This window comes from Bradyrhizobium sp. in8p8, assembly GCF_000426845.1.
Classification (GTDB): Bacteria; Pseudomonadota; Alphaproteobacteria; order Rhizobiales; family Xanthobacteraceae; genus Bradyrhizobium; species Bradyrhizobium japonicum_C.
Map to the genome: position 1 here is coordinate 199,808 of NZ_AUGD01000005.1, position 20,972 is coordinate 220,779.

Below are 20,972 nucleotides of genomic sequence, written 5' to 3' on the forward strand. Positions count from 1 at the left end.
TAGAGCGCACCGGTGGGGTAGAATTGGGGCGAACAGGTTAACGGCTGCGAACGCGCCCCTCGATACGTATTCAGGCCGCCACTGGTAGCTAGCTGCGCTTCGGACGGCGGATGGCTCTCACGTTGCCGCGATCGCCGCCGCCGCAGAAGAAGCGATCGCCGCCATCAGACTCCAGCCCCGACACGACCGTTCCGGCGGGCAGATCTAGCTGCTCCATCACCTTGCCGGTTTCGGGGTCGATGCGCCGCAAGTCGCTCTGCTCGTTCTCCCAGGTGCCATGCCAGAGCTCGCCGTCGACCCAGGTCACGCCGGTCACGAAGCGCTTGCTCTCGATGGTGCGGAGGACCTCTCCAGTTTCGGGATCGACCTGATGGATCTTGCGCTCGCGATATTGTCCGACCCAGAGCGAGCCCTCGGCCCAGGCAAGACCGGAATCGCCGCCGCCGCCGGGCGCCGGGATGGTACCGAGCACCCTGCCTGAGGCTGCATCGATTTTCTGGATGCGATCCTCGGCGATCTGGAACAGGTGCCGGCCGTCGAACGCCGTTCCCGCATGCGCGGCGACGTCGATGGACCGCGCGATGCTGCCGTCGGCCGGATCGACCGCGTTCAACTTGTCGCCGGATGCGAACCAGACATGCCTGCCGTCATAGGTGACGCCATGCACGGTCTCGACGCCTGGAAAAGGCCCATACTCCGTGACGATCTCGGCGGCTGAACGTTTCATGTGCGCGATCCCTGTTGGATGTGACCTGATCTCATCCTACGTTTTCAGAAACGGTCCGGGGAGTAACAAGCCTGTCGGGAAACCTGGAATGGGCGGCGTCATCCAGCGGCGCGCCCGGCCGTGTCCGAATGACTGCACCTTGCCGGATCGCGCCAGCTCCTCGAGGGCGCGCTGCACGGTGCGCGGACTGATCCCGAGCGCAAGCGCGAGCGCCGAGCTCGACCATGGTTCGCCATCGGCAAGAAAGGCAAGAACGGCGGCGTGCTTCTCCTCGACGGGCCGCGCCAACACGAGGACGTCGCGCGTCTTCCGCGGCGCAAGCACGAAGCCCTTCCTGGTCGCGCTGATGTCGGCCAGAGGTTTGAGCTTGGTGCGAAGCCGTCCGATTTCGACGCGCAATCGCGCGCGGTGCGACTCGTCGGCGTGCCTGGCTCGAAAAGCGCCCGATATCAGCATCTCGCGCGAGACATCCGCGGGCCATGCCTGCGCCAGCAGACGAGCGAGCGCGAACAGCACCGGGCGCGTTCCGAGCGACACGACGACGCCTTGCCTGCGCACGACGTGATGAAAGGTGTCCACGAGGAGCGCGGCCGAGGTCGTCAGTCGTTCGACCTCGCCGAGCAACAGCGGATGTTCGCTGCCGCGACAGATCAGGCGAGCTGCGGGCGCATCGAGGACGAGCTTCGCGCCGTCGACCTCGGCCGCGAGCGCCGGGATTCTCGCCAGCCGTGCTGCGTGAGCTGCGCGGCTGAGTGCCGTGCGCGCCTCTTTCGTCCTGAGGCGCCTGATTGCAATGCCTGCGACCACAAGCTCGCGGGTGACTTGTGATGCCGGCGGGAGCGGCGTGGGTCGGATTTCGGCCAGCGTGCGCTCGGCCTCATCAAGGTGCCCAACCAGAAGCAAGCGGCGCGCTTCGACGTGACCCGCATGGGCGGCATTGGCGAGATCGCCGTGCATTTCGAGCGTCGCGCGTGCTGCCCGGAGGGCCTTCACGGGCCAGCTCAGATTGCGCGAGACCAGCGCGATCTCGGCTTCGGCCACGACGCATCTTGCGCGCGCGACCGCCTCGCGCGGACCGAAGGCCCGCGCTGCGCTTCGCAGCAGCGCCTTGGCCCTGGCGAGATCGCCGAGTTGCGCCATCGCGATGCCGCGCAGCGCAAGCGACGGCGCATCGTTGCGCAATGCAACGCGGTTGAGCGCGCCGAGCGGATCGCCGGCCTCCAGCGCGCGCGCCGCGGCGGTGATCAGCGACTCCATGTCAATCCCGCCACACTTGTTACTCCCACCACGCAGCTGTCCGGTGGCAGAAATCGCAGACGGCCAAGAAGGGGCGGCAGGTTCCGCTTCCGGCACGGCGGGGTGTGCAACGATGGCCGAGGCAAGAGATTTGGAGAGTGATCATGACATCAGTTGAAAACGCAGGGACCAACGGAGGGACCACCATGCAGACCCCGCCTGTGGTGTCGCCGCAGGACTGGGAGGCGGCTCGTCTGCAGCTGCTCGTGAAGGAAAAGGCGCATACTCGTGCCCGCGATGCCCTGGCGGCCGAGCGCCGGCGCATGCCGTGGATGGCAGTGGACAAAACCTATGCGTTCGAGGGGCCCGGCGGCAAGCTCAGTCTGCTCGACCTGTTCCAGGGGCGGCGGCAGCTGATCGTCTACCGCGCCTTCTTCGAGCCCGGTGTGTTCGGCTGGCCCGATCATGCCTGCCGCGGCTGCTCCATGGTGGCGGATCAGGTCGCGCATGTCGCGCATCTGAACGCCCGCGACACCACGCTGGTGTTCGCCTCGCGCGCGCCGCAGGCCGCGATCACCAGGCTGAAGCAGCGGATGGGCTGGACCATGCCGTGGGTCACGATCACCGACAATTTCGATGCCGATTTCGGCGTCGGCGAATGGCACGGCACCAACGTGTTCTACCGTGACGGGACGCGCATCTTCCGCACCTATTTCGTCAAGAGCCGGGGCGACGAGCAGATGGGCGGCACCTGGAACTATCTCGACATCACGCCGCTCGGCCGCCAGGAGGTGTGGGAGGATTCGCCGAAGGGCTATCCGCAGACGCCGACCTATAAATGGTGGAACTGGCACGACAGCTACACGGAGGGCGCGGCGCCCGACAAGAGATGGGTGGAGATCTCGGACGCCGGCGAGAAGGCCTTTCGCGAGGAGGCCGCGGGGGAAAGGAAATGACCGGTTCGGTCAGCGCGGCCGCCGGCACCGGCCCCGACGGCATGCGGGCCGCGCGCCACCTCGCCAGGTGGCTCGGGCTGGCGGCCACCCCGACCTTCGCGATCATGGCCGCGTCGACGGCTGTGCTTGGCGACGGAGCGGCGGACATGCTGTGCGCCGGGCAGGGCTCCGTGCTCGGCGGGATGGTGCCGATGTATCTCTTGATGAGCGCGTTTCATTCAGGGGCGTGGCTGAAGCTGATTGCGGAGCGGAGGCTTCGGCCGTCGTGAACGCCTCGTCGTTTCGAGACGACCGCTTGGCGGTCTCCTCAGGATGAGGCTAACTGTTGGCCGTGCCTTGGCGCGAGCATCGTGGAAGGACTGGCGGCCACTTGCTCAGCCCTCATCCTGGGGGCCCGCCAAAGGCGGGCATTTCGAAGGATGCGCAGCGACTTCCGAATCGCCGACGTCGGGCGGGCTATTATTGCGAGCCCGCCTCCTGCAAATACGCCACCACCTTCGCCGCCTCATCGGCCGAGATACCGCCATAGGGCTGCATCTTGTGGCCGGACACGACCTCGTCCGGCTTGACCATGAAGCGGGTGAGCCTGTCCTGGTCCCAGACGAAGCCGGCTTCTTTCATGGACGAGGAGTAATTGTAGTCCGGCAGCGAGCCGGCCTTGCGTCCGACGATCTTGTTGAGATTGGGACCGAGGCGATTGTCGCCCTCCCTTATGGAATGGCAGGTGCGGCAGGAATTGTTGAAGGCCTGCTTGCCTGCGTCGTCATTGGCGGATTGCTGCGCGAGCGAGGACGGCGCGGACAGCAGCAGCATCAGGGCTCCAGCACCGACGAGGACGTGCAGCCACGGGTTCGGCGAGGATTGCAGGCGTGATTGCATTTGCGCCTCCATCGGGACCTGCGCCGCAGCAAGCGCGCGTCGGGGATGCCGAGGGCAAACGAATACGGCCCCGGCGGGTTCCGGGGCCGTTTGCGTCACGATGTCCTGTCGCTTTACCGCGTTGCGGTGCCGAGGTCTGCGCGGCGCTCCGTCATCGGAAGCACGATCACCTTGGTGCCGACGTTGACGCGGGAATAGAGGTCGGTGACGTCTTCGTTGGTCATGCGGATGCAGCCGGAGGAGACACGCTTGCCGATGGTCTCGGGGGCGTTCGTGCCGTGGATACGGTAGATGGTGCCGCCGAGATACATGGCGCGTGCGCCGAGCGGATTGCCGGGGCCGCCTGCCATGTGACGCGGCAGATACGGCTGGCGAGCAATCATTTCCGGCGGCGGGGTCCAGGCCGGCCATTCGGCCTTGCGGCTGACCGACTGGATGCCGGACCAGGTGAAGCCTTCGCGCCCGACGCCAATGCCGTAGCGCAGCGCCTGCCCGTTGCCGAGCACATAATAGAGATAGGTGTTGGGCGTATCGATGATGATGGTGCCCGGCGCTTCGCGCGTTGCGTAGGCAACGGTTTGGCGGCGGAAACGGGCCGGCAGTTCGACTGCGTCCTGATCCTCGGACGGCGCGGCCTGGTAAGGCGTTGCCTGGTGAGGCTGATAGGGTTCGAACGGCTGCGGCGCGGCCAGCTGCGGCAGCGGCTGGAAGAACGGGAAGATTTGCATTGGCGCGGCGTTGGCCGCGCCTGCGAACGCGATTGCGGAGATCGTGGCTGCACCGAGCGCGACGGCGCGCGAATAGGTCTTGAAGGTGTCCAGATTGAACATTTGATCGCCCCTGTTTGCTCGGTGTCGTTGCTCACCGCGGCACCGTTTCGGTGCTCCGTTGCCTAAATCACTAACGGAAAAGCGTTTCGGGACATTTGCGCGGAAAACCGAAATTGGTTTCGTGGCCGCAAGGATTGTTTCATGACAGTTTCGTGGCCTTGACGGCCCGTTAACGAACAAAACAGCCCGCCGACATTTCGATGACGTCACACGCGTGAAATATCCTTCGTTGATGGTCGATGCCTGAGAATCATCAACCTCTCGGGATTTTCCGATGCGGGTATTAATCGCGACCGACGCCTGGCATCCGCAGGTCAACGGCGTGGTGCGGACGCTGACCTCGCTGGCGAATGCGGCCAAGGGCCTCGACGTCGAGATCGACTTCCTCACCCCGGACGGCTTTCCGTCCTGGCCGCTGCCGACCTATCCCGGCCTGCGCTTCGCGCTGCCGGGCGGAAAGGAGATCGCGCGGCGGATCGAGAAGGCCGCGCCGGACGCGCTGCACATCGCGACCGAGGGCCCGATCGGCTGGGCGGCGCGGGCCTATTGCCGGCGCAACCGGCTCGCCTTCACCACCTCCTATACGACGCGCTTTCCGGAATACGTCGCGGTGCGGACCGGCATCCCGGCCGCGGTCGGCTATGCCGTGCTGCGTCACTTCCACGACGCCGCCGCCATGACGATGGTGGCGACGCCTTCGCTGCGGCAGGAGCTGTCCGATCGCGGCTTCAAGCGGCTCGGCTTCTGGACGCGCGGCGTCGACACCGAGCTGTTTCATCCCGACGCTCCGGCTCCGCTCGACCTTCCGCGTCCGATCTTCATGACGATGGGGCGCGTGGCGGTGGAGAAGAATCTGGAAGCGTTCCTATCGCTCGACCTGCCCGGCACCAAGGTGGTCGTCGGCGATGGCCCGCAGAAAGCTGCGCTGGAAAAGAAGCACCCTGATGCCGTCTTCCTCGGCGAGAAGAAAGGAGCGGATCTCACCGCCCATCTCGCCGCGGCCGACGTGTTCGTGTTCCCCAGCCTGACCGACACGTTCGGCGTTGTGCAGCTGGAGGCGCTGGCCTGCGGCACGCCGGTTGCGGCGTTTCCGGTCACAGGTCCGAAGGACGTCATCGCCGCTTATCCGATCGGGGCGATCGACCATGATCTGCGCGCCGCGTGCCTGCGCGCGCTCACCATGTCCCGCGAGACCTGCCGCAATTTCGCGCTGGAGCGCTCGTGGGAGAACAGCGCGCGCCAGTTCGTCGGCAATCTCACCTCACTTCAGCCCAGCCGCGCCTTGCGCGCCTTGCCCCGCATGGCGAGGCGGCCGGTGCGCGGTTGATCGTCCATTTGAACCACAGCGAGAACCCATCGATGGCTAAGATCATGAACCTTGACGGCACGCAGCAGCTCGACCTCACCCGCGGCACGGTCGAGCAGGCCTACGACCGCTGGGCGCCCGTCTATGATCTCGTGTTCGGCGGCGTGTTCGCCAAGGGCCGGCAGGCGGCAATCGCGGCCACCAACAAGATCGGCGGCCGCGTGCTCGAGGTCGGCGTCGGCACCGGCATCTCGCTGCCGCTCTACGCGCAGAACCTGCGCATCTTCGGCACCGACATTTCGGAAGCGATGCTGGACAAGGCGCGCCGCCGCGTGAAGGAGCAGAAGCTGAAGAACGTCGAGGGTCTCGCGGTGATGGACGCCGAGAAGCTCGAATTCCCGGACAATTCCTTCGACGTCGTGATGGCGCAATATGTCGTCACCGCCGTGCCGAACCCGGAGAAGGCGCTGGACGAATTCGCCCGCGTGCTGCGCCCTGGCGGCGAGCTGATCATCCTCACGCGCGTCAGCGCGGACACCGGCATGCGCCGCTTCATCGAGCAGAAGCTGCAGCCGGTGGTGCGTCCGCTCGGCTTCCGCACCGCCGAATTCGCCTGGTCGCGCTATGCCAAATGGCTCGCCGGTGCGAAGGGCATCGAGCTCGCCGAGCGCCGCCTGATTCCGCCGCTCGGTCATTTCTCGCTGGTGCGCTTCCGCAAGATCGACGTCGCCAAGGCGGCGTGAGCTTACGCGTCGCGTGCGTCACCGCGCCGCTGCGCATCGTCACATGATAAGATGATGATGTCACACGGCCTACATCGAATCCCTGTAATTCCGGACCCGAAAGCATTTTGGGGGAGAGCATGATCAAGAATTATCTCGAGCAGCTGCGAATCCAGCGCTGGGACGACCATCGCTACTATCACCACAGCCGCATCAATCAGAGCCTGCACTTCATCAGCGCCTTGAGCTTTCTCTTCGCCTATGTCTGGCTGTTCATCGATCCCGTGGTGTCGGCGCTGGTCGGCTGGCTGGTCTCGATGACCTCACGCCAGGCCGGTCACTTCTTCTTCGAGCCGCACACCTACGACCACGTCAACCAGGCGACACACGAGTACAAGGAAGAGATCAAGGTCGGCTACAACTTGCAGCGCAAGGTGGTGCTGATGGCGATCTGGGCGCTCTCGCCCCTGGTGCTGGTGGTTGATCCGACGCTGTTCGGCCTGTTCACCCCGTGGGCGAGTGCGACCGACTTCATGCGCCAGGTGGCCAAGATCTGGCTGGTGGTCGGCGGCGGCGGCCTGTTGTTCCGCACGGTGCACCTGTTCTTCATTCGCGACGTCGAGACCGGTCTCGTCTGGATGACCAAGATCCTGACCGACCCGTTCCACGACCTGATGCTCTATCACAAGGCCCCGCTCGCGCTGTTGCGGGGCGAGCTGATGGACCCCGGACTGCACCTCAACCCCGAGCACACGCTGGGCCTCGCTGGCGAGCCGGTGCTCGAAGAGCAGCACGCCTGAGCGCGCCGGCCTCACCAAGCAATTCGATGTCTCATGGTTACGTCATGCCCGGGCTCGTCCCGGGCATCCACGTCTTGGAGCTAGCGCGCGGAGACGCGCGGATGGCCGGGGCAAGCCCGGCCACGACGCCCCTGGAGCAATTGGCCTCAGCGCCCGAAGCGTTTGGCCAGCATCTCTTTCAGAATCTGCCGCTTGATGTTCTTGTTGGTGAGCACACCGTCGTGCCACCAGAAGCCGTCGGCCTTCATCTTCTCGGCGGCGCGCACGAACCGTTCGGCCACCTCGTTGAAGTCCGCGTCGGTGTAGTTGAGGCTGAAGATCAGCCGTCCGGTGCCGACCCAGCTCAGCGCCAAGCCCTCGGCGCGCAGATAGTACTGCAGCATCCAGTTGTAGCGGGACGGCGTGGTGTACTTCACCGTCCAGATCGACGAGAGGTTGGCGAAGCGCACCGGCAGGCCGGCGCTCTCCATCATCCGGTTCAGCTTCTGGACTCGGCCGTTCCAGGTTTCGTCAAGCCCGTCGTAGACGGCGCGGAAGTTCGGGCTGGCGAGACGGCTCAGGAACTCGTCCATCGCCGTCATGACATAGGGGTGCGAGTTGAAGGTGCCGCGGGCGAAGCAGATGTCGGCGGGCCGATCGTCGCGGAAGCGGCGCATCAGCTCGCGCTTGCCGCAGACCACGCCGACCGGCAGGCCGCCGGCAAGGCTCTTGCCGTAGGTCACCATGTCGGCGCGCACGCCGAAATAGTCCTGGGCGCCGCCGGCGGCGAGGCGGAAGCCGACGAAGACCTCGTCGAAGATCAGCACGATGCCGCGTTCGGTGCAGACCTCGCGCAGCTTCTTGAGCCACTCGGTGTAGGCGGCACGATCGAAGTGGCCGCCGCGGGAGGAATCGACCAGCGAGGAATCGCCGGGTGCGTTGGCGTTCGGATGCAGCCCCTGCAGCGGATTGACCAGCACGCAGGCGATATCCTTGCGTGTGCACAGGACGTGCAGCGTCTTCTCCGACATCTCGGCGAGGGTGTAGGTCTCGTGTGCGGGAATCGGATTTCCGACGCCGGGCTGCACGTCGCCCCACCAGCCGTGATAGGCGCCGGCAAAGCGTACCAGATGCGTCCGTCTGGTGTGGTAGCGCGCGAGCCGTACCGCCTGCATCACGGCCTCGGTGCCGGACATGTGGAACGAGACTTCGTCGAGGCCCGAGATCCGGCAGAGCCGGGACACGTTGTCGAGGATGACGGGGTGGTAGGGGCCGAGCACAGGACCGAGCGCGTGCGCGCGCTTCTCGGCACCCTCGATGCACTCCTTGTAGAAGTCGTTTCCGAAGATGTTGACGCCGTAGGAGCCGGTGAGGTCGTAGAAGCTGTTGCCGTCGACATCGGTGACGGTGACGCCGCTCGACGATTCCACGAAGGTCGAGGTGCCCAGATGCTCGCGGACGAGGCGCGAGAACTGGAACGGCACGCGGTAGCTCTCGGTGAAGTTCAGATCGGAGATTTTTTCCGCGGCCTCCCTCGTCATCGCGCGGCCCTTCGGGTAGCGCTCGGCGTAGAGGGCGGCGAGACGGAAGAAGCCGTCCTTGCGCTGCGCGGCGATGTTCGCCGGCGCGCCGTCGCAGGAGAAATAGTCGGCATCCGCGAACTCGTAGAATGGAAGCAGCCGCGCCACCCGGCGCGACATCTTGGAATGCCCGGCAAGCGAGCGGTGCTTGGCGCGGGACAATTCGACCCGCGCCTTGAGCTTCGGGAGGACGGCGGCAGCGGACGCTGCTGCGGCCACGGACATCGAGAGAATCGGGAGTGTCGTTTCCATGACAACAAGCGCTAACCCTGTGAGCTGACAGATTCATGACAGTCAAAGCCCTCATCGCCTCTTTCACCCAGCAGGAAGACCTCAACTTCCTGTTGACCAACCGCATCCCGCGCGCGGCCCTGACCCGCTTCATGGGCTGGTTCTCCAAGATCGAGAATCCCCTGGTGAGGGATTTCTCGATCGCGCTGTGGAAGCTGTTCTCCGACCTCGATCTGTCGGAGGCGCGCAAGACGCATTTCAGGAGTCTGCACGACTGCTTCACCCGGGAGCTCAAGCCGGGCCTGCGCCCGTTCGATCCGGATCCTGCCGTTGTTGCCAGCCCCTCGGACGGCATCGTCGGCGCTCACGGGAGGATCGCGGATGCCGAGCTGTTCCAGGTCAAGGGCGCGCCGTATTCGCTGCTGGATCTGCTCGGCGATTCCGCTCTGGTCGACCAGCACCGCAACGGCTCGTTCGTCACGCTGCGGCTGACCTCCAGCATGTATCATCGTTTCCATGCGCCCTATGACGCGCACATCGAACGCGTCACGCTGATTCATGGCGACGTCTGGAACGTCAATCCGATCGCGCTCAAGCGCGTCGAGCGGCTGTTCTGCAAGAACGAGCGCGCGGTGATCCGCACGCGTCTGTCGACCGGCGAAGCCGTGACGCTGGTGCCGGTCGCGGCGATCCTGGTCGCGAGCATCCGCCTGCATTTTCTCGACGTGGTGCTGAACGCGCAGACGCGCGGCCCGGTCAATTTTCCCTGCGACGTGAACGTGACCAAAGGCGAGGAGCTCGGCTGGTTCGAGCACGGCTCGACCATCATCATCCTGGCGCCCGGCGATTTCGCCTTCTGCGACGGGATCGCAGAAGGAACGCGCATCCGCGCAGGCCAGGCGCTGCTCAGAAGAAAGTAGCCTTCAATCCGTCGTCCCCGCGGCCTATATCATCCCGCGGGGACGACCATACTGGATATGAGCGATGGCACGGGCGCCGGTCATGGCGGCGGGCGGTATTGTGTTGCGGCGGGGCCCTCAGCCGCTGATCGCGATCGTGCGCCAGCGCAAGCGCAACGAATGGGTCCTGCCCAAGGGCAAGCTCGACGACGGCGAGACGCCGAAGGAAGCCGCGCACCGCGAGGTGCTGGAGGAAACGGGCCACGACGTTGCCGTGCACGAATTTCTGGGCACGCTCGCCTATCAATCCGGCGGGCGCTCCAAGGTCGTGCATTTCTGGCGGATGGAGGCTGGCGATGGGCCGGTCCGCAAGCTGATGAACGACATCAAGGCGGTCGACTGGCTGGGATTGGACGATGCGATCGCGCGGCTGTCGCGGGAATACGAACGCGCGTTCCTCTACCAGGTTGGCCCGATCGCGCTCGCGGCGGCGGGGCTGGCATCGCCGCTCCCCGACGCGGCGCAAGCGGCCGACGACATTGGTACGGCCTTGCAGACGCTGACGCCGGCTGAAGTCGCGTCGGTCGATCAGCTACGACACGGTCTGCTTCAAAAGGTGAAGGCGTGGTTGCGCGGCGAGGCGTGAGCGAACCATTGTGTCGCCCGGCTCGACGCGCTCCGCGCGTCAGCTCACGCGCTTCCAGGTCTGGCCGCCGCAGAACATGCCGCCGAAGGCGCAGCCCTGCACGCGCATCGCGTTCGGGCCCTTCATCGAGATCGTCGAGTCGTAGTTGCGGCCGGAATTGGGATCGCGAATGCGGCCGCTCCACTTCGAGCCCGCAGGCCTCATGTTGATCAGGATGCGCTCATTGGTCTTCTCGGCGTAACCGCAGAGATTGGGGCCGCACTGTTCGACGCGGACGTTGCCCTTGTTCTCTTCGGTCGCCCACAGGCCGACCGGGGAGTTCGCTGCTGCCACGGGCGCGGCGGCCACCGGGGCCGGAGCGGGAGCCGCGGCCACGGGAGCGGGCGCGGCGACGGGGGCAGGCGCAGCAACGGGCGCAGGCTGCGTGTTGACGACGGCGGCTGGGGGAGCGGCGGCGACGGCTCCGGCCGGGGCAGCGGGCGTGGTTACGGCCGGTGCGGCGGGCGCGGTCGACTGCACCGGCTGCTGCTGCACCGGAGCCGGGGCGGGCTGCGCCGTGGTGGGCGCCGGCGCGGGCGTGGTGTCGACGTCATCGTCCTTGGAGCCGCCGAGGCCCTTGAGGTTGATGTTGTTCAGCTTGATCGGCTTGTCCGAAAGGCCCGGCGCCACGATAGTCACGCAATCGAGCGAGGCGCAATTGCGCGGCGTCTCGATGCGGATGCGCTGCCCCTCGATCTGGAACGAGATCGAATTGCCCGCATGCGCGGCAGCAGTCGAGGCGAGGAAGAGGGCGGCGGCAGCGATGGTAAGCCTGTTCATGACAACCTCCCGAATGCGTGGTCCCGACATGGATTGATGTCGCTGGTGAATGAAGCGTGGTTTGACCCTACGCCGGGGTGACCGGGCGTTCTGTGATGGGCATCACAACGGCCGCATGCCGCCTGGGTGAGGCGGCGCACATTCAGCCGCACTTGCTCTGCGTAAAGTGGTCGCGACATTGAGGGAGACGCCGATGCAGCGGCTTGCGATTTCGCTTGGCACATCGATCGCACTGTTGGCGGTCGCGCCCGCAGCCGAGGCCGGCTCCTACACCTTCTCGATTGGCGGCCACCGATTCCATGTCGAGGCGCCGCGCCGTTGCCGGTCCGCGTCCTATGTCACAGTGTCGAATCGCAGCTTGCGGCCGACCGAAGATGCCGGCCCAGCACGGGCCTTGCCGCAGGCGCCCGCGCCGGTCGTCCAAGCGCCGCAGCCTGCTTGTCCGACGGTGCCGGTCGGACCGCCACAAGCAAGCGAGGTCGTGCCATCGCCGCCGGCGCCTCCCGCCCTTGCCGCGACGGCGTCGCAGTCCGTTGTGCCGCCGGCGGCTTCAAGATTGGAGACGCCAAAACTGGAGACGACGCCAAGATCGGAGGCGCTGAGCTCCAACCCGCCGCGGATTGAACTGGAGCGCAGCGAGCCGCCGGTCACCGCTCCAAACTCCGAGATCATGCACACCGCAACGGTTGCACCGCCGATTGAAGACCGGGCTTACACGCCGCTTGGCGAGTGGGAGAGCGCGGGTGCCAAGGGGACGGTCCGCATCGAGCGCTGTGGGCCTGCACTGTGCGGCTACGCCCTGACGGAGTCCTCGCGCAGGGGCGAGAGCGTGCTCGTCAACATGAAGCCGAAGAAGCACGACGTCTGGACCGGCAGCATCTACAGCCGGGCCAGCGGCAACACCTATCGTGCGACGATGACGCTGAAGGGCTCGGGCAAGCTCCACGTCGAAGCCTGCGCGCTCGGCCGCTTCTGGTGCTCCGGCAACGACTGGACGCGCGTCGATGCGCCGCGCGAGCAAATGATCACGACGTCGCGGCAATGGAGTGCACGGTCGTGATGACAAGCGTTCTTGTCACCGTCCGGGGGAGGGCAAGCAAGCTGCCTGCATGGTCGACGGCTGCCTTCTAGATCATCCCGAGCACGATGGCGCCGACGAAGGCTATGGCGAAGTAGGCGGTGATAACGCTCAGTTTGCCGGTGAACGTCATGAGGTCGCTCCCGCTGGTCGCGCGCTTTGCCGCGGCCGTCATGGTTAACAGAGAGTCTCTCAACGGAAAAGTCAGCCTTGCTGTCGCTCAAGGGGGGCGCAGCGTGCCGGGCCACGTGGGCGCCATGGTTAAGGAAGGTGAAATCAACACGTTGAAGAGTCTTTAAGTAAATTCACCGAACGTGCGTGCATGACGCGCGGAGTTCGTTTGTATCTCGTCGGCTCCATCGTCCTTGTTTCGCTAGCGGGTTGCGGACGCGGCTTCTTTCAGGCCGAACGTGAACCATGGCGGGCCGAGGCGGAGGCCGCATGCCTGAAATCGGGGGCGGTCAAGGAGAGTGCGGACATCGTCCGCATCGAGCCGATCTCCGGCCCCGGCCAGTGCGGCGCCGAATTTCCACTCAAGGTCGCAGCCATCGGAGAAACCTCCGGCACCTACGGCTTCGCCGACGAGCAACTGCGTCCGCCGGGGAACATCGGCAGCCAGCCGCGCTGGCCCGTGGCGCAGCCGCGATCGAACTATCCGCAGAGCCAGAACTATCCAGCCTCCTCCTATCCGCCGCGCCCGAACTATCCCGACAGCGAGGTGCGCCAGCCCTCCGGCTATGGCGGCTCGACCGGACCGATCTCGCTGAACGCGCCCGGCGTGGCGCCGCAGGAAGACGAGATCGATCTGCCGCCCGAGGGCATCGATGCCGCGGGTGCCTCGCGCTACATGAATGCGCCGAGCTATCCGGCGCGGCCGGCGCCTTATTCGCAGGCCCCCGCGCAGCAGCCGCTGCCGCGTCTTGGTCCGGCGCAGGGCAATCCCGTCACCGCCGTTGGTCCCGTGGCGATCAAGCCGACGGCGACGCTGGCCTGTCCGATCGTGTCCGAGCTCGACCGCTGGCTCGCCGACACCGTGCAGCCCTCGGCCATGCGCTGGTTCGGCGTGCGCGTCGCCGAGATCAAGCAGATCTCGGCCTATTCCTGCCGCGGCATGAACGGCAACTCGCGCGCCCACATCTCCGAGCACGCCTTCGGCAATGCGCTCGACATCTCGGCCTTCGTGCTCGCCGACGGACGCCGCGTGACCGTGAAGGACGGCTGGCGCGGCGTGCCGGAAGAGCAGGGCTTCTTGCGCGACGTGCAGGCAGGCGCCTGCGCGCATTTCACCACCGTGCTCGCGCCGGGTTCCAACGTCTTCCACTACGATCACATCCACGTCGATCTGATGCGCCGCCCCAGCCGTCGCCTGATCTGCCAGCCCGCCGCCGTCTCCGGCGAACAGGTTGCCGCGCGGGCGCAATCGCGCAGCCCTTATGCCAATGCGCGCGAACCGTCAGTCACTGGCTCGCTGGGTGCGCGTAAGAGCACCGCGCGAAAGCGCGAGGACGACGACTACATCGACGAATAGGCGACGCGCGGCGTCAGCGGAGACCAACCGCCCGGATGCGGCTGGTCTGCTCAGCCGGCGCTGTGTCTTTGGCAAAGCGCGGCTGCCGCGCAAAAATTTGCACAGTCGCAATTTTCATCCAAGGCATTGAACTAAAACTGCTATTCGTTGCCCGAATGGGGTTTCTGACGGTTGGCACATTCGCTGCAATGAGGGTGCTGCAACGAAGCGGCGCGGCCGGCGCCGTGAGCCAACGGAACCCGTCATGCAGATGCCTGTCACACCGCCTTACTCCGATCTCGAGCAGCGTGTGCTGTCGCGCATCACGGAGGAGCGCTGGCTCGAACTCGCATCGGAGTTGATCCGCACCGGGCAGCCGCGCTCGGGAAATCCGCTCGATCCCGATCTGCCGCCCGCCGAGGAAGAGGCGGTCTCAATGCTGGTTGCGGGCAAGCTCGAAGCCCTCGGCATGGTCGTCACCAAGCACAGCGCGCAGCCGCACCGGCCGAACGTGCTCGGCGTGCTGAAGGGGCGGGAGGGCGCGCCCTCGCTGATCTTGAACGATCATCTCGATACTTATCCCGTCGTCGAGCCGGAGAAATGGCACATGACGGATTTCGATCCGTTCAAGGCGACGCGGCATGGCGACCGGCTCTATGCGCGCGGCACCTCCGATACCCGCGGCAATCTTGCGGCATCACTGCTCGCGGTGCAGGCCCTGATCGAAGAAGGCGTGAAGTTCGATGGCACGCTGATGTGCTGCTACACCGTCGACGAGGAACGCAACGGCACCGAGGGCTCGATTTATATGCTGGAGAAGGTCGGCCTCACCGCCGACTACGAGATCACCGCAGAGCCGACGGCTTGGGGTGATGTCGGCAAGGACTGGGGCATGAACCTCTCGGTGGCCAACTCCGGCCATTGCCTGGTCGAGGTGACGGTCCGAGGGATCAAGTCGCATATCTGGCGGCCCGACATCAGCGTCAACGCCATCATGGAAGCGGGGAAGCTGCTGCCGAGGCTGAAGGAGATGGCCTTCACGCATGTGCCGAGCAAGTTCATGGGGCACACGCCGCCATGTTGCTCCGTGGTGCGCATCCGTGGTGGTCTTCCCGGAGAGATGCAATTCTCCCCCGATGCCTGCACGATCACGCTCGCGGTGGTCGGCATTGTGCCGGGCATGACCCTCGGCAGCGTCATTTCCGACATCGAGCGCCTGGGGCAACAGACGTTTGCTGGTGTCAACGACGTCGAGGTCGAGGTCCGCCAAGTGCCCGGCTCGCTGTTCGTCAACGCGACCGAACCGGTGCCCGTCGAAGAGGAGCCTTGCCGCTCTCTTCGCGCGGTCTACCGGCGCCTGATGGGGCGTGAGCCCGGTGTCAATCGCAAGAACGCCTTCAACGACACCATCCGCTTCCGCGAAGCCGGGATCAACGCGGTGACCTTTGGTCCCGGCGAGGATGGTTGGGCCGTCGACAACGAGAACATCTCGGTTACCAAGTCGGTGATGGCGACCCGGATCTACGCGCTGACCATCATGCAGATCCTGGGAGTGCGCGCATGAGCGTCGAGGCAGCTCCCATGGCCATGCCGATCTCGGCCGATCGCACGCGGCGAGGCAGCCTGAGGATGCCGAACGTCTCGCGGTCGGTGCTGCTCTCGACGCTCACCGTCGCCGTGCTGCTGACCACATGGATCATCGTCACAGAGATCGGCTGGGCCAACGAGCTTTTCCTGCCGAAGCCGCAGGCGGTATGGGCCGCGTTCGTCAAGACCATGACGAAGGGCTATCAGGGGACCACGCTGCTCCAGCATCTCGGCGCCAGCCTCTATCGCATCCTCGTGGCCTTCGCATTGGCCTGTCTGGTCGGCATTCCGCTCGGCGTTCTCATGGGGGTCTCGAGGAATGCACGTGGGCTGCTCAGTCCGTTGATCGAGTTCTATCGCCCGTTGCCGCCACTAGGGCTCTACACGCTCCTTGTGATGTGGCTCGGCATCGGCGAAAGCTCCAAGCTGTCGCTGCTGTTCCTTGCCGGTTTGCCGGGCATCGTGATCTCGACGATCCAGGCCGTCACCAGCGTCGATCCGGTCTACGTGCGTGCCGCGCAATCGCTCGGCGCCACACGCCGCCATCTGCTCTTCCACGTCTATCTACCGGCAGCGGGGCCACTGATCCTGGCCGGCATGCGCATCTCACTCGGCTTCACCTACACCGTCCTCGTCGCCGCCGAGATCGTCGCGGCCTCGGCCGGTATCGGCTGGATGATCTGGGATGCCGCAAAATTCCTGCTGTCCGACGTCGTGATCATGGGCCTGATCGTGCTTGGCCTGACCGGTGTCGTGCTCGACCTGATGATGCGCGCGATCGCCAAATTACTGATGCCGTGGGCCCGAACCTGATCCTGATCTAGGAGAGATCGACATGAAGAGACTTGTTGCCGCGCTTGCACTTGCTACGTTGACTTTCACGGCCACGGCTCGCGCCGAGGACAAGCCGCCCAAGGTGACGGTCGGCTACCTGAATTTGGTGAATGCGCAGCTTGTCACCAAGCATCTCGGCCTGCTCGCCAAGGAGATGCCCGGCGTCGACATCAAATACGTCAAGGTCGGCGGCGGCGGCGACATGCTGCGCGCAATCGCGGGCAACGACGTCGACTTCGGTGGTCTCGGCAATCCGCCGACCGCTATCGGCGCGACCCGCGGGCTCCCGATCAAGGGCATCCTGGTGATCAACATGCTCGACTATGTCGAGTCGATGGTGGTTCGCGCAGACAAGAACATCACTTCGCTCAAGGACCTGAAGGGCAAGACCGTGGCTGCCCCCTTCGGTTCGACCACACATTACCTGCTGCTCCAGGCGCTGAAGAACGAAGGCGTCGACCCTGCCTCGATGAAGATCATCGACCTTGCCCCGTCCGACATTGCCGCCGCCTGGCTTCGCGGCGACATCGACGCCGCATGGTTCTGGGAGCCGAACCTGGACAAGGCCGTGAAGAACGGCGGCAAGATCCTCGTCACCTCGGGCGACATGGCGAGGCGCGGCTACCCGACCTGGGACATCGGGGTCGTCATGAACGCGTTCGCGGAGAAGTATCCGTCCTACGTCGAGAAGTTCGTCAAGGCTGAATGCGAAGGCATCGATTTCTGGCTGAAGAATCCGGAGAAAACGGCCGAGATCATTGCGGAGGAGCTCTCGCTGCCGCTCGAGGACGCAACCCGCATGATGAAGGGCACCGGAATGGTGCCCTGCGACAAGCAGCTTACGGAGCAGTATCTCGGTACATCCGCGAAGAAAGGCGAGTTCGTCGATACCCTGGTCGCGACCGCGGATTTCCTGGTCAAGCAGGAGCGCCTGCCCAAGCTGTTGCCGCGCGCCGGCTTCGAGGCCTTCATCCAGCCGGCCTATCTCGAGAAGGTGATCGGCCGCTGACATGGATGTCTCGCCAGGCTCACTCCGCGCCGCCTATCGAAGCGGCGCGCTCAAGCCTTCCGATGTCGCGGCGCATGTGCTGTCGCGCCTGAGCGGCGCCGATCAGAGCGGGGTATGGATATCGACCGCCCATCCCGACAATGTCATGACCGCGGCGCGCGCGCTCGATGCGCGTATCGACGAGATCGACAGGCTGCCTCTCTACGGACTCATCTTCTCGGTGAAGGACTGCATCGATGTCGCAGGCGAGCAGACGACTTCGGCGTGTCCGGAGTTTGCCTACCTCGCGAAGGATACGAGTCCTGTCGTCGCTGACGCGATTGCCGCCGGGGCGATCTATGTCGGAAAGACCAACATGGACCAGTTCGCGACCGGCCTCGTCGGCGTGCGCTCGCCCTACGGTATCGCCCGCAACCCGCACAATCCGGATTACATTCCGGGCGGCTCCAGCTCGGGGGCGGCGGTGTCGGTCGCAACCGGCACATCGTCCTTTGCCTTCGGCACCGACACCGGCGGATCGGGCAGGGTGCCGGCGTCTTATTGCGGCGTTACGGGCTTCAAGCCGGCGCCCGGAGCCTTCAGCCAGCGCGGGATGGTCTATGCTTGCCGAAGCTTCGACACGATCTCGCTTTACACGCGCGAGCCGCGCGACGGCTACGAGATCTATCGCGTTCTGGCGCGGCGCGATGCCGACGACTGCTTCTCGCCGCTCGACTTTCCAGGCTGGGCGGAGCAGCGGCCGCCCGCGCGGCGGTTTCGCATCGCGATGCCGCGCCTCGATCAGCTCAGATTCTTTGGCAATCCCGAGACCGAAAGTCTGTTCGGCGATGGACTTCGCCGGTTGCGGCAGATCGACATGCCGGCCGCACCGGTTGATTTCTCGCCGTTCACCTCGATCAACGATCTGATGTTCTTCGGGCCGTTCCTGGCCGAGCGGGATGTCTCGGTCGGCGCGTTCCTCGACGCAAATCCCGGTGTGGGCGTCAAGATCGTGCGCGATCTCGTCCTCGGCAGCCGGACGTTGTCCGCAGCCGATGCCTACCGCGCTCTCTACAAGGTCAAGGAGGTCCAACACGCGTTGAGGGACTTCTGGCAAGACCACGATGCGCTGATCGTGCCAACGGTCGGAACCGTGCTCAGCATCGATGATGTCGCGCGTGATCCGCTGACGGCCAACTTCAACAATGGCTACTACACCAACTACGCCAATCCGCTCGGGCTCGCGGCAGTCGCGGTCCCGCACGCGGTGACCGGGGCCGGCGTGCCCTACGGCGTGACGTTTCTGGCGCCGGCGGGGAGGGAGCGTCTGCTCACCGACCTCGCCTGCGCGTTCATGGGAGCGGCAGCCCAGGCTTGAGCATTTGCGCCGCGTTGCAATCCGACCGGAGACCTCCTAGCCTTCGAGCCGTCACTCGAAGGGAGACCGAGCGTGGGGCGCAGTCATGCCCATGAGGTGGCCGATCCAGGTGAGCCGTGTGCCGAACAGCGAAGGGCCGGGACCGGACGATATGTGCTGAATACGCTGGATAAGCCCGATCTGGATCTGGTGATGCGGACCGGCAGGTTGGCCAGCTACCAGAACCGCCAATACCTGCTGCGAGAGGGGGAGCCCGCGAGCGGCATCCACATCATCCTGAGCGGCATCGTCGAAAGCACCCATTCCGGGACGCAGGGCCGCGAATTGATGCTGTCGACCTGGGAGGCCGGCGATTTCGTGGGCGCACCCTACATCCTTGGCGATCACCGCCATAGCTGGTCGGCGCGCGCGCTCGGCCGGGTCGAAGCGTTGCATCTCGACCAGGATGCGATCCGTCGGCTGATCGCGCAGTCGCCATCGTTCGCCGTGGCGTTGATCGAGTGTCTCGGCTTCAAGGGCGAGACCTATTCCATGCTGGCCCAGACGCTGGCGGGGCAGAAAGCCGCGGAACGACTGGTGCTCCTGCTGGTGAAGATGTGCGAGAATGCCGCGCAGGACGAGAGTGGCCCCATTTCGCTCGGCCGCATCACGCAGGCCAATCTCGCGCGCATGATCGGGGCAACGCGGCAGTCGATCAGCCTGATTCTCAACCGTCTGCAGGACGACGGAATCATCTCGACCGGTCCGACCAAGATGGTGGTCAACGATCTCGCGGCGTTGAGGAAGCAGATCACCGACTGAGGGCCGCAGCCGGCGTCACGTCGAGGCCGGCTTCGATGGCGTGGGCGCCAGCCCCATGCACCGCTGCACTTCGCTTGGGACGTTGTAGGTGCGCATGATATGGCGGCTGTCGCGCAGGCCGGACGCCTCGCGTTGCACCACGAACATCCACAGGGCCTGGCCAGCTTCCACCACCAGCTTGCGCCTGGCCGATTGCATTGAGGGCGGCAACTCGGTGGCTGCGTGCACGGCGTCGAACTCACGCAAACGCGTCAGCGCCTGTTCGAGTGTGCGGCCCATCCGTCCAAGCGCGGAGGCCTGTTCCTGGACGATCTCGTAGTGGAGGATATCGACCGGCGGGCGAAGATCACGAGACATGACCGCAATATAGTGTCGCGCGGCCGGCCCGTGCAACGCGTGGCTCGTCGGTGCTATCTGGCCCGGTATGCGGCCAGGAACATCCGCGTCGCGCTCTCGACCACCTCGGTCATGCGCTGTTCCGACGGCGCGGGTGCGGCCTGGAACACGAAGGGCAGGAAGAGCGAAGCCTTGGACAGCTCCATGAACTGCGAGGCGGCGAGATCGCATTCGCCGATCTCAAGCTCGCCGGCGGCGACGCGGGCCTTGAGATAACCGGAGAGGCGGTTGATGGACTTGTCCAGCACGCGCGCATAATAGCGGCGGCCGACATCGGGCATGCGCTCGGCGATCGCCATCACGGTGCGGATCGCCGATCCGCCGCCGGGCCGGCAGACCAGCTGAAGGTAGGCGAGGCCGAACTCCTTCAGCGTCGTCTCGGCATCTCGCGCAGGATCGAAATTGAACACGACCTGGCCGTGCCGGAGTGCCTCCTGTTCGAGGATGGCTTCGAACAGCGCGGATTTGTCGGCGAAGTAGACGTAAAGCGTGCCCTTGGAGACCTGCGCGGCACGGGCGATCTCGCCCATGCTGGCGCCGTCGAAACCCAGGTCCATGAACACCTTGCGGGCACCGTCCAGGATCTGGCGGCGCTTGGAATTGTCCTCATCTTGGACGACGTGCAGATGTTCGTCGCTGGCTACAACCATTGGTTTAGGGTCTCGGAAGATTTCTGGCCGGGATGTTGAACTGTGAAGCGCCAACGAAAGGTCGACCCACTAGGGTCCAGTCCGAGTTTGATATGTATATTGACCGAACCGTTCGGTCAATGATATTTGGAATGAGCGAGGAA

At 65.2% G+C, this 20,972-nt stretch carries 23 protein-coding genes; 14 read left to right on the forward strand and 9 right to left on the reverse strand.

Annotated elements, in window-relative coordinates; genetic code table 11:
* Window positions 1-88: 88 nt before the first annotated feature.
* Window positions 89-727: a Vgb family protein gene (locus tag K408_RS0115700; protein ID WP_024339502.1), complete on the reverse strand. Its 639-nt coding sequence runs from the start codon at window positions 725-727 to the stop codon at window positions 89-91.
* 36 nt (window positions 728-763) lie between these two features.
* Window positions 764-1,984 carry an HTH domain-containing protein gene (locus tag K408_RS38090; protein ID WP_029674079.1) on the reverse strand — a complete coding sequence of 407 codons (1,221 nt, stop codon included), beginning with the start codon at window positions 1,982-1,984 and terminating at the stop codon, window positions 764-766.
* Between the two features lie 140 nt (window positions 1,985-2,124).
* On the opposite strand from K408_RS38090, the gene K408_RS0115720 reads away from it, so the two are divergent.
* Both K408_RS0115720 and K408_RS0115725 read left to right on the forward strand, forming a co-directional pair.
* A complete protein-coding gene (locus tag K408_RS0115720; protein ID WP_024339505.1) occupies window positions 2,125-2,919 on the forward strand; it encodes a DUF899 domain-containing protein in 795 nt (264 codons plus the stop codon).
* A complete protein-coding gene (locus K408_RS0115725) occupies window positions 2,916-3,188 on the forward strand; it encodes a hypothetical protein (RefSeq protein WP_024339506.1) in 273 nt (90 codons plus the stop codon). The genes K408_RS0115720 and K408_RS0115725 overlap by 4 nt, the downstream gene beginning before the upstream one ends.
* A 190-nt stretch (window positions 3,189-3,378) precedes the next feature.
* On the opposite strand, the gene K408_RS0115730 is transcribed toward K408_RS0115725, so the two are convergent.
* Both K408_RS0115730 and K408_RS0115735 read right to left on the reverse strand, forming a co-directional pair.
* Entirely contained in the window at window positions 3,379-3,798 is a 420-nt protein-coding gene (locus K408_RS0115730; protein WP_024339507.1) for a c-type cytochrome, read from the reverse strand.
* Between the two features lie 113 nt (window positions 3,799-3,911).
* Window positions 3,912-4,628, reverse strand: a complete 717-nt coding sequence (locus tag K408_RS0115735; protein WP_024339508.1) for a L,D-transpeptidase — start codon at window positions 4,626-4,628, stop codon at window positions 3,912-3,914.
* Between the two features lie 274 nt (window positions 4,629-4,902).
* Here K408_RS0115735 and K408_RS0115740 point away from each other — a divergent pair, with 274 nt between their 5' ends.
* The 3 genes from K408_RS0115740 to K408_RS0115750 all read left to right on the forward strand — a co-directional run bounded on the left by K408_RS0115740 (window position 4,903) and on the right by K408_RS0115750 (window position 7,456).
* Window positions 4,903-5,955 (forward strand): glycosyltransferase family 4 protein, encoded by a 1,053-nt coding sequence (locus tag K408_RS0115740; protein WP_024339509.1) that lies wholly within the window; start codon window positions 4,903-4,905, stop codon window positions 5,953-5,955.
* 32 nt (window positions 5,956-5,987) lie between these two features.
* Window positions 5,988-6,677 carry a class I SAM-dependent methyltransferase gene (locus K408_RS0115745; protein WP_024339510.1) on the forward strand — a complete coding sequence of 230 codons (690 nt, stop codon included), beginning with the start codon at window positions 5,988-5,990 and terminating at the stop codon, window positions 6,675-6,677.
* 119 nt (window positions 6,678-6,796) lie between these two features.
* A complete protein-coding gene (locus tag K408_RS0115750) occupies window positions 6,797-7,456 on the forward strand; it encodes a membrane protein (protein WP_024339511.1) in 660 nt (219 codons plus the stop codon).
* A gap of 146 nt (window positions 7,457-7,602) precedes the next feature.
* Here the strand turns inward: K408_RS0115750 and K408_RS0115755 are convergent, their stop codons facing one another.
* A complete protein-coding gene (locus K408_RS0115755) occupies window positions 7,603-9,267 on the reverse strand; it encodes an aminotransferase class III-fold pyridoxal phosphate-dependent enzyme (protein ID WP_024339512.1) in 1,665 nt (554 codons plus the stop codon).
* A gap of 35 nt (window positions 9,268-9,302) precedes the next feature.
* Between K408_RS0115755 and asd the strand changes: the two genes are divergently transcribed.
* Window positions 9,303-10,166, forward strand: coding sequence for an archaetidylserine decarboxylase (asd, locus tag K408_RS0115760; RefSeq protein ID WP_024339513.1), 864 nt, complete (start codon window positions 9,303-9,305; stop codon window positions 10,164-10,166).
* A 64-nt stretch (window positions 10,167-10,230) separates the two neighbouring features.
* The gene (locus K408_RS0115765) at window positions 10,231-10,791 is read left to right on the forward strand and encodes an NUDIX hydrolase (RefSeq protein ID WP_024339514.1); all 561 of its coding nucleotides are present in this window, start codon (window positions 10,231-10,233) and stop codon (window positions 10,789-10,791) included.
* Between the two features lie 39 nt (window positions 10,792-10,830).
* Here K408_RS0115765 and K408_RS0115770 read toward each other — a convergent pair whose 3' ends face one another.
* Window positions 10,831-11,610: a DUF2147 domain-containing protein gene (locus tag K408_RS0115770; protein ID WP_024339515.1), complete on the reverse strand. Its 780-nt coding sequence runs from the start codon at window positions 11,608-11,610 to the stop codon at window positions 10,831-10,833.
* Between the two features lie 193 nt (window positions 11,611-11,803).
* Between K408_RS0115770 and K408_RS0115775 the strand changes: the two genes are divergently transcribed.
* Entirely contained in the window at window positions 11,804-12,670 is an 867-nt protein-coding gene (locus K408_RS0115775) for a DUF2147 domain-containing protein (protein ID WP_024339516.1), read from the forward strand.
* Between the two features lie 67 nt (window positions 12,671-12,737).
* Here K408_RS0115775 and K408_RS43900 read toward each other — a convergent pair whose 3' ends face one another.
* Entirely contained in the window at window positions 12,738-12,863 is a 126-nt protein-coding gene (locus tag K408_RS43900) for a hypothetical protein (protein WP_283805273.1), read from the reverse strand.
* Between the two features lie 147 nt (window positions 12,864-13,010).
* On the opposite strand from K408_RS43900, the gene K408_RS0115785 reads away from it, so the two are divergent.
* The 6 genes from K408_RS0115785 (at window position 13,011) to K408_RS0115810 (ending at window position 19,783) form a co-directional block, all read left to right on the forward strand.
* On the forward strand, window positions 13,011-14,216 hold the full coding sequence (locus tag K408_RS0115785) for an extensin family protein (RefSeq protein ID WP_024339517.1): 1,206 nt from the start codon (window positions 13,011-13,013) through the stop codon (window positions 14,214-14,216).
* 244 nt (window positions 14,217-14,460) lie between these two features.
* Window positions 14,461-15,759 carry a M20 family metallopeptidase gene (locus tag K408_RS0115790; RefSeq protein ID WP_024339518.1) on the forward strand — a complete coding sequence of 433 codons (1,299 nt, stop codon included), beginning with the start codon at window positions 14,461-14,463 and terminating at the stop codon, window positions 15,757-15,759.
* A complete protein-coding gene (locus tag K408_RS0115795; protein WP_024339519.1) occupies window positions 15,756-16,595 on the forward strand; it encodes an ABC transporter permease in 840 nt (279 codons plus the stop codon). The genes K408_RS0115790 and K408_RS0115795 overlap by 4 nt, the downstream gene beginning before the upstream one ends.
* A 22-nt stretch (window positions 16,596-16,617) precedes the next feature.
* Entirely contained in the window at window positions 16,618-17,625 is a 1,008-nt protein-coding gene (locus K408_RS0115800; protein WP_024339520.1) for a taurine ABC transporter substrate-binding protein, read from the forward strand.
* 1 nt (window position 17,626) lies between these two features.
* Window positions 17,627-18,982 carry an amidase family protein gene (locus K408_RS0115805; protein ID WP_024339521.1) on the forward strand — a complete coding sequence of 452 codons (1,356 nt, stop codon included), beginning with the start codon at window positions 17,627-17,629 and terminating at the stop codon, window positions 18,980-18,982.
* A gap of 153 nt (window positions 18,983-19,135) precedes the next feature.
* On the forward strand, window positions 19,136-19,783 hold the full coding sequence (locus tag K408_RS0115810; RefSeq protein ID WP_245265902.1) for a Crp/Fnr family transcriptional regulator: 648 nt from the start codon (window positions 19,136-19,138) through the stop codon (window positions 19,781-19,783).
* Between the two features lie 15 nt (window positions 19,784-19,798).
* Here K408_RS0115810 and K408_RS0115815 read toward each other — a convergent pair whose 3' ends face one another.
* Window positions 19,799-20,140: a DUF6665 family protein gene (locus K408_RS0115815; RefSeq protein WP_024339523.1), complete on the reverse strand. Its 342-nt coding sequence runs from the start codon at window positions 20,138-20,140 to the stop codon at window positions 19,799-19,801.
* A gap of 53 nt (window positions 20,141-20,193) precedes the next feature.
* Window positions 20,194-20,829, reverse strand: coding sequence for a TetR/AcrR family transcriptional regulator (locus tag K408_RS0115820; protein ID WP_024339524.1), 636 nt, complete (start codon window positions 20,827-20,829; stop codon window positions 20,194-20,196).
* Window positions 20,830-20,972: the final 143 nt, after the last annotated feature.

What these genes read in the sequence shown, in the direction of transcription:
- K408_RS0115740 (WP_024339509.1), top strand. Translation starts at nt 4,903, where the DNA reads ATGCGGGTATTAATCGCGACCGACGCCTGGCATCCGCAGGTCAACGGC.
- K408_RS0115790 (WP_024339518.1), top strand. Translation starts at nt 14,461, where the DNA reads ATGCAGATGCCTGTCACACCGCCTTACTCCGATCTCGAGCAGCGTGTG.
- K408_RS0115785 (WP_024339517.1), top strand. Translation starts at nt 13,011, where the DNA reads ATGACGCGCGGAGTTCGTTTGTATCTCGTCGGCTCCATCGTCCTTGTT.
- K408_RS0115725 (WP_024339506.1), top strand. Translation starts at nt 2,916, where the DNA reads ATGACCGGTTCGGTCAGCGCGGCCGCCGGCACCGGCCCCGACGGCATG.
- K408_RS0115820 (WP_024339524.1), bottom strand. Translation starts at nt 20,829, where the DNA reads ATGGTTGTAGCCAGCGACGAACATCTGCACGTCGTCCAAGATGAGGAC.
- asd (WP_024339513.1), top strand. Translation starts at nt 9,303, where the DNA reads ATGACAGTCAAAGCCCTCATCGCCTCTTTCACCCAGCAGGAAGACCTC.
- K408_RS0115755 (WP_024339512.1), bottom strand. Translation starts at nt 9,267, where the DNA reads ATGGAAACGACACTCCCGATTCTCTCGATGTCCGTGGCCGCAGCAGCG.
- K408_RS0115800 (WP_024339520.1), top strand. Translation starts at nt 16,618, where the DNA reads ATGAAGAGACTTGTTGCCGCGCTTGCACTTGCTACGTTGACTTTCACG.
- K408_RS38090 (WP_029674079.1), bottom strand. Translation starts at nt 1,984, where the DNA reads ATGGAGTCGCTGATCACCGCCGCGGCGCGCGCGCTGGAGGCCGGCGAT.
- K408_RS43900 (WP_283805273.1), bottom strand. Translation starts at nt 12,863, where the DNA reads ATGACGGCCGCGGCAAAGCGCGCGACCAGCGGGAGCGACCTCATGACG.
- K408_RS0115795 (WP_024339519.1), top strand. Translation starts at nt 15,756, where the DNA reads ATGAGCGTCGAGGCAGCTCCCATGGCCATGCCGATCTCGGCCGATCGC.
- K408_RS0115735 (WP_024339508.1), bottom strand. Translation starts at nt 4,628, where the DNA reads ATGTTCAATCTGGACACCTTCAAGACCTATTCGCGCGCCGTCGCGCTC.
- K408_RS0115770 (WP_024339515.1), bottom strand. Translation starts at nt 11,610, where the DNA reads ATGAACAGGCTTACCATCGCTGCCGCCGCCCTCTTCCTCGCCTCGACT.
- K408_RS0115805 (WP_024339521.1), top strand. Translation starts at nt 17,627, where the DNA reads ATGGATGTCTCGCCAGGCTCACTCCGCGCCGCCTATCGAAGCGGCGCG.
- K408_RS0115765 (WP_024339514.1), top strand. Translation starts at nt 10,231, where the DNA reads ATGGCACGGGCGCCGGTCATGGCGGCGGGCGGTATTGTGTTGCGGCGG.
- K408_RS0115730 (WP_024339507.1), bottom strand. Translation starts at nt 3,798, where the DNA reads ATGCAATCACGCCTGCAATCCTCGCCGAACCCGTGGCTGCACGTCCTC.
- K408_RS0115745 (WP_024339510.1), top strand. Translation starts at nt 5,988, where the DNA reads ATGGCTAAGATCATGAACCTTGACGGCACGCAGCAGCTCGACCTCACC.
- K408_RS0115750 (WP_024339511.1), top strand. Translation starts at nt 6,797, where the DNA reads ATGATCAAGAATTATCTCGAGCAGCTGCGAATCCAGCGCTGGGACGAC.
- K408_RS0115815 (WP_024339523.1), bottom strand. Translation starts at nt 20,140, where the DNA reads ATGTCTCGTGATCTTCGCCCGCCGGTCGATATCCTCCACTACGAGATC.
- K408_RS0115700 (WP_024339502.1), bottom strand. Translation starts at nt 727, where the DNA reads ATGAAACGTTCAGCCGCCGAGATCGTCACGGAGTATGGGCCTTTTCCA.
- K408_RS0115775 (WP_024339516.1), top strand. Translation starts at nt 11,804, where the DNA reads ATGCAGCGGCTTGCGATTTCGCTTGGCACATCGATCGCACTGTTGGCG.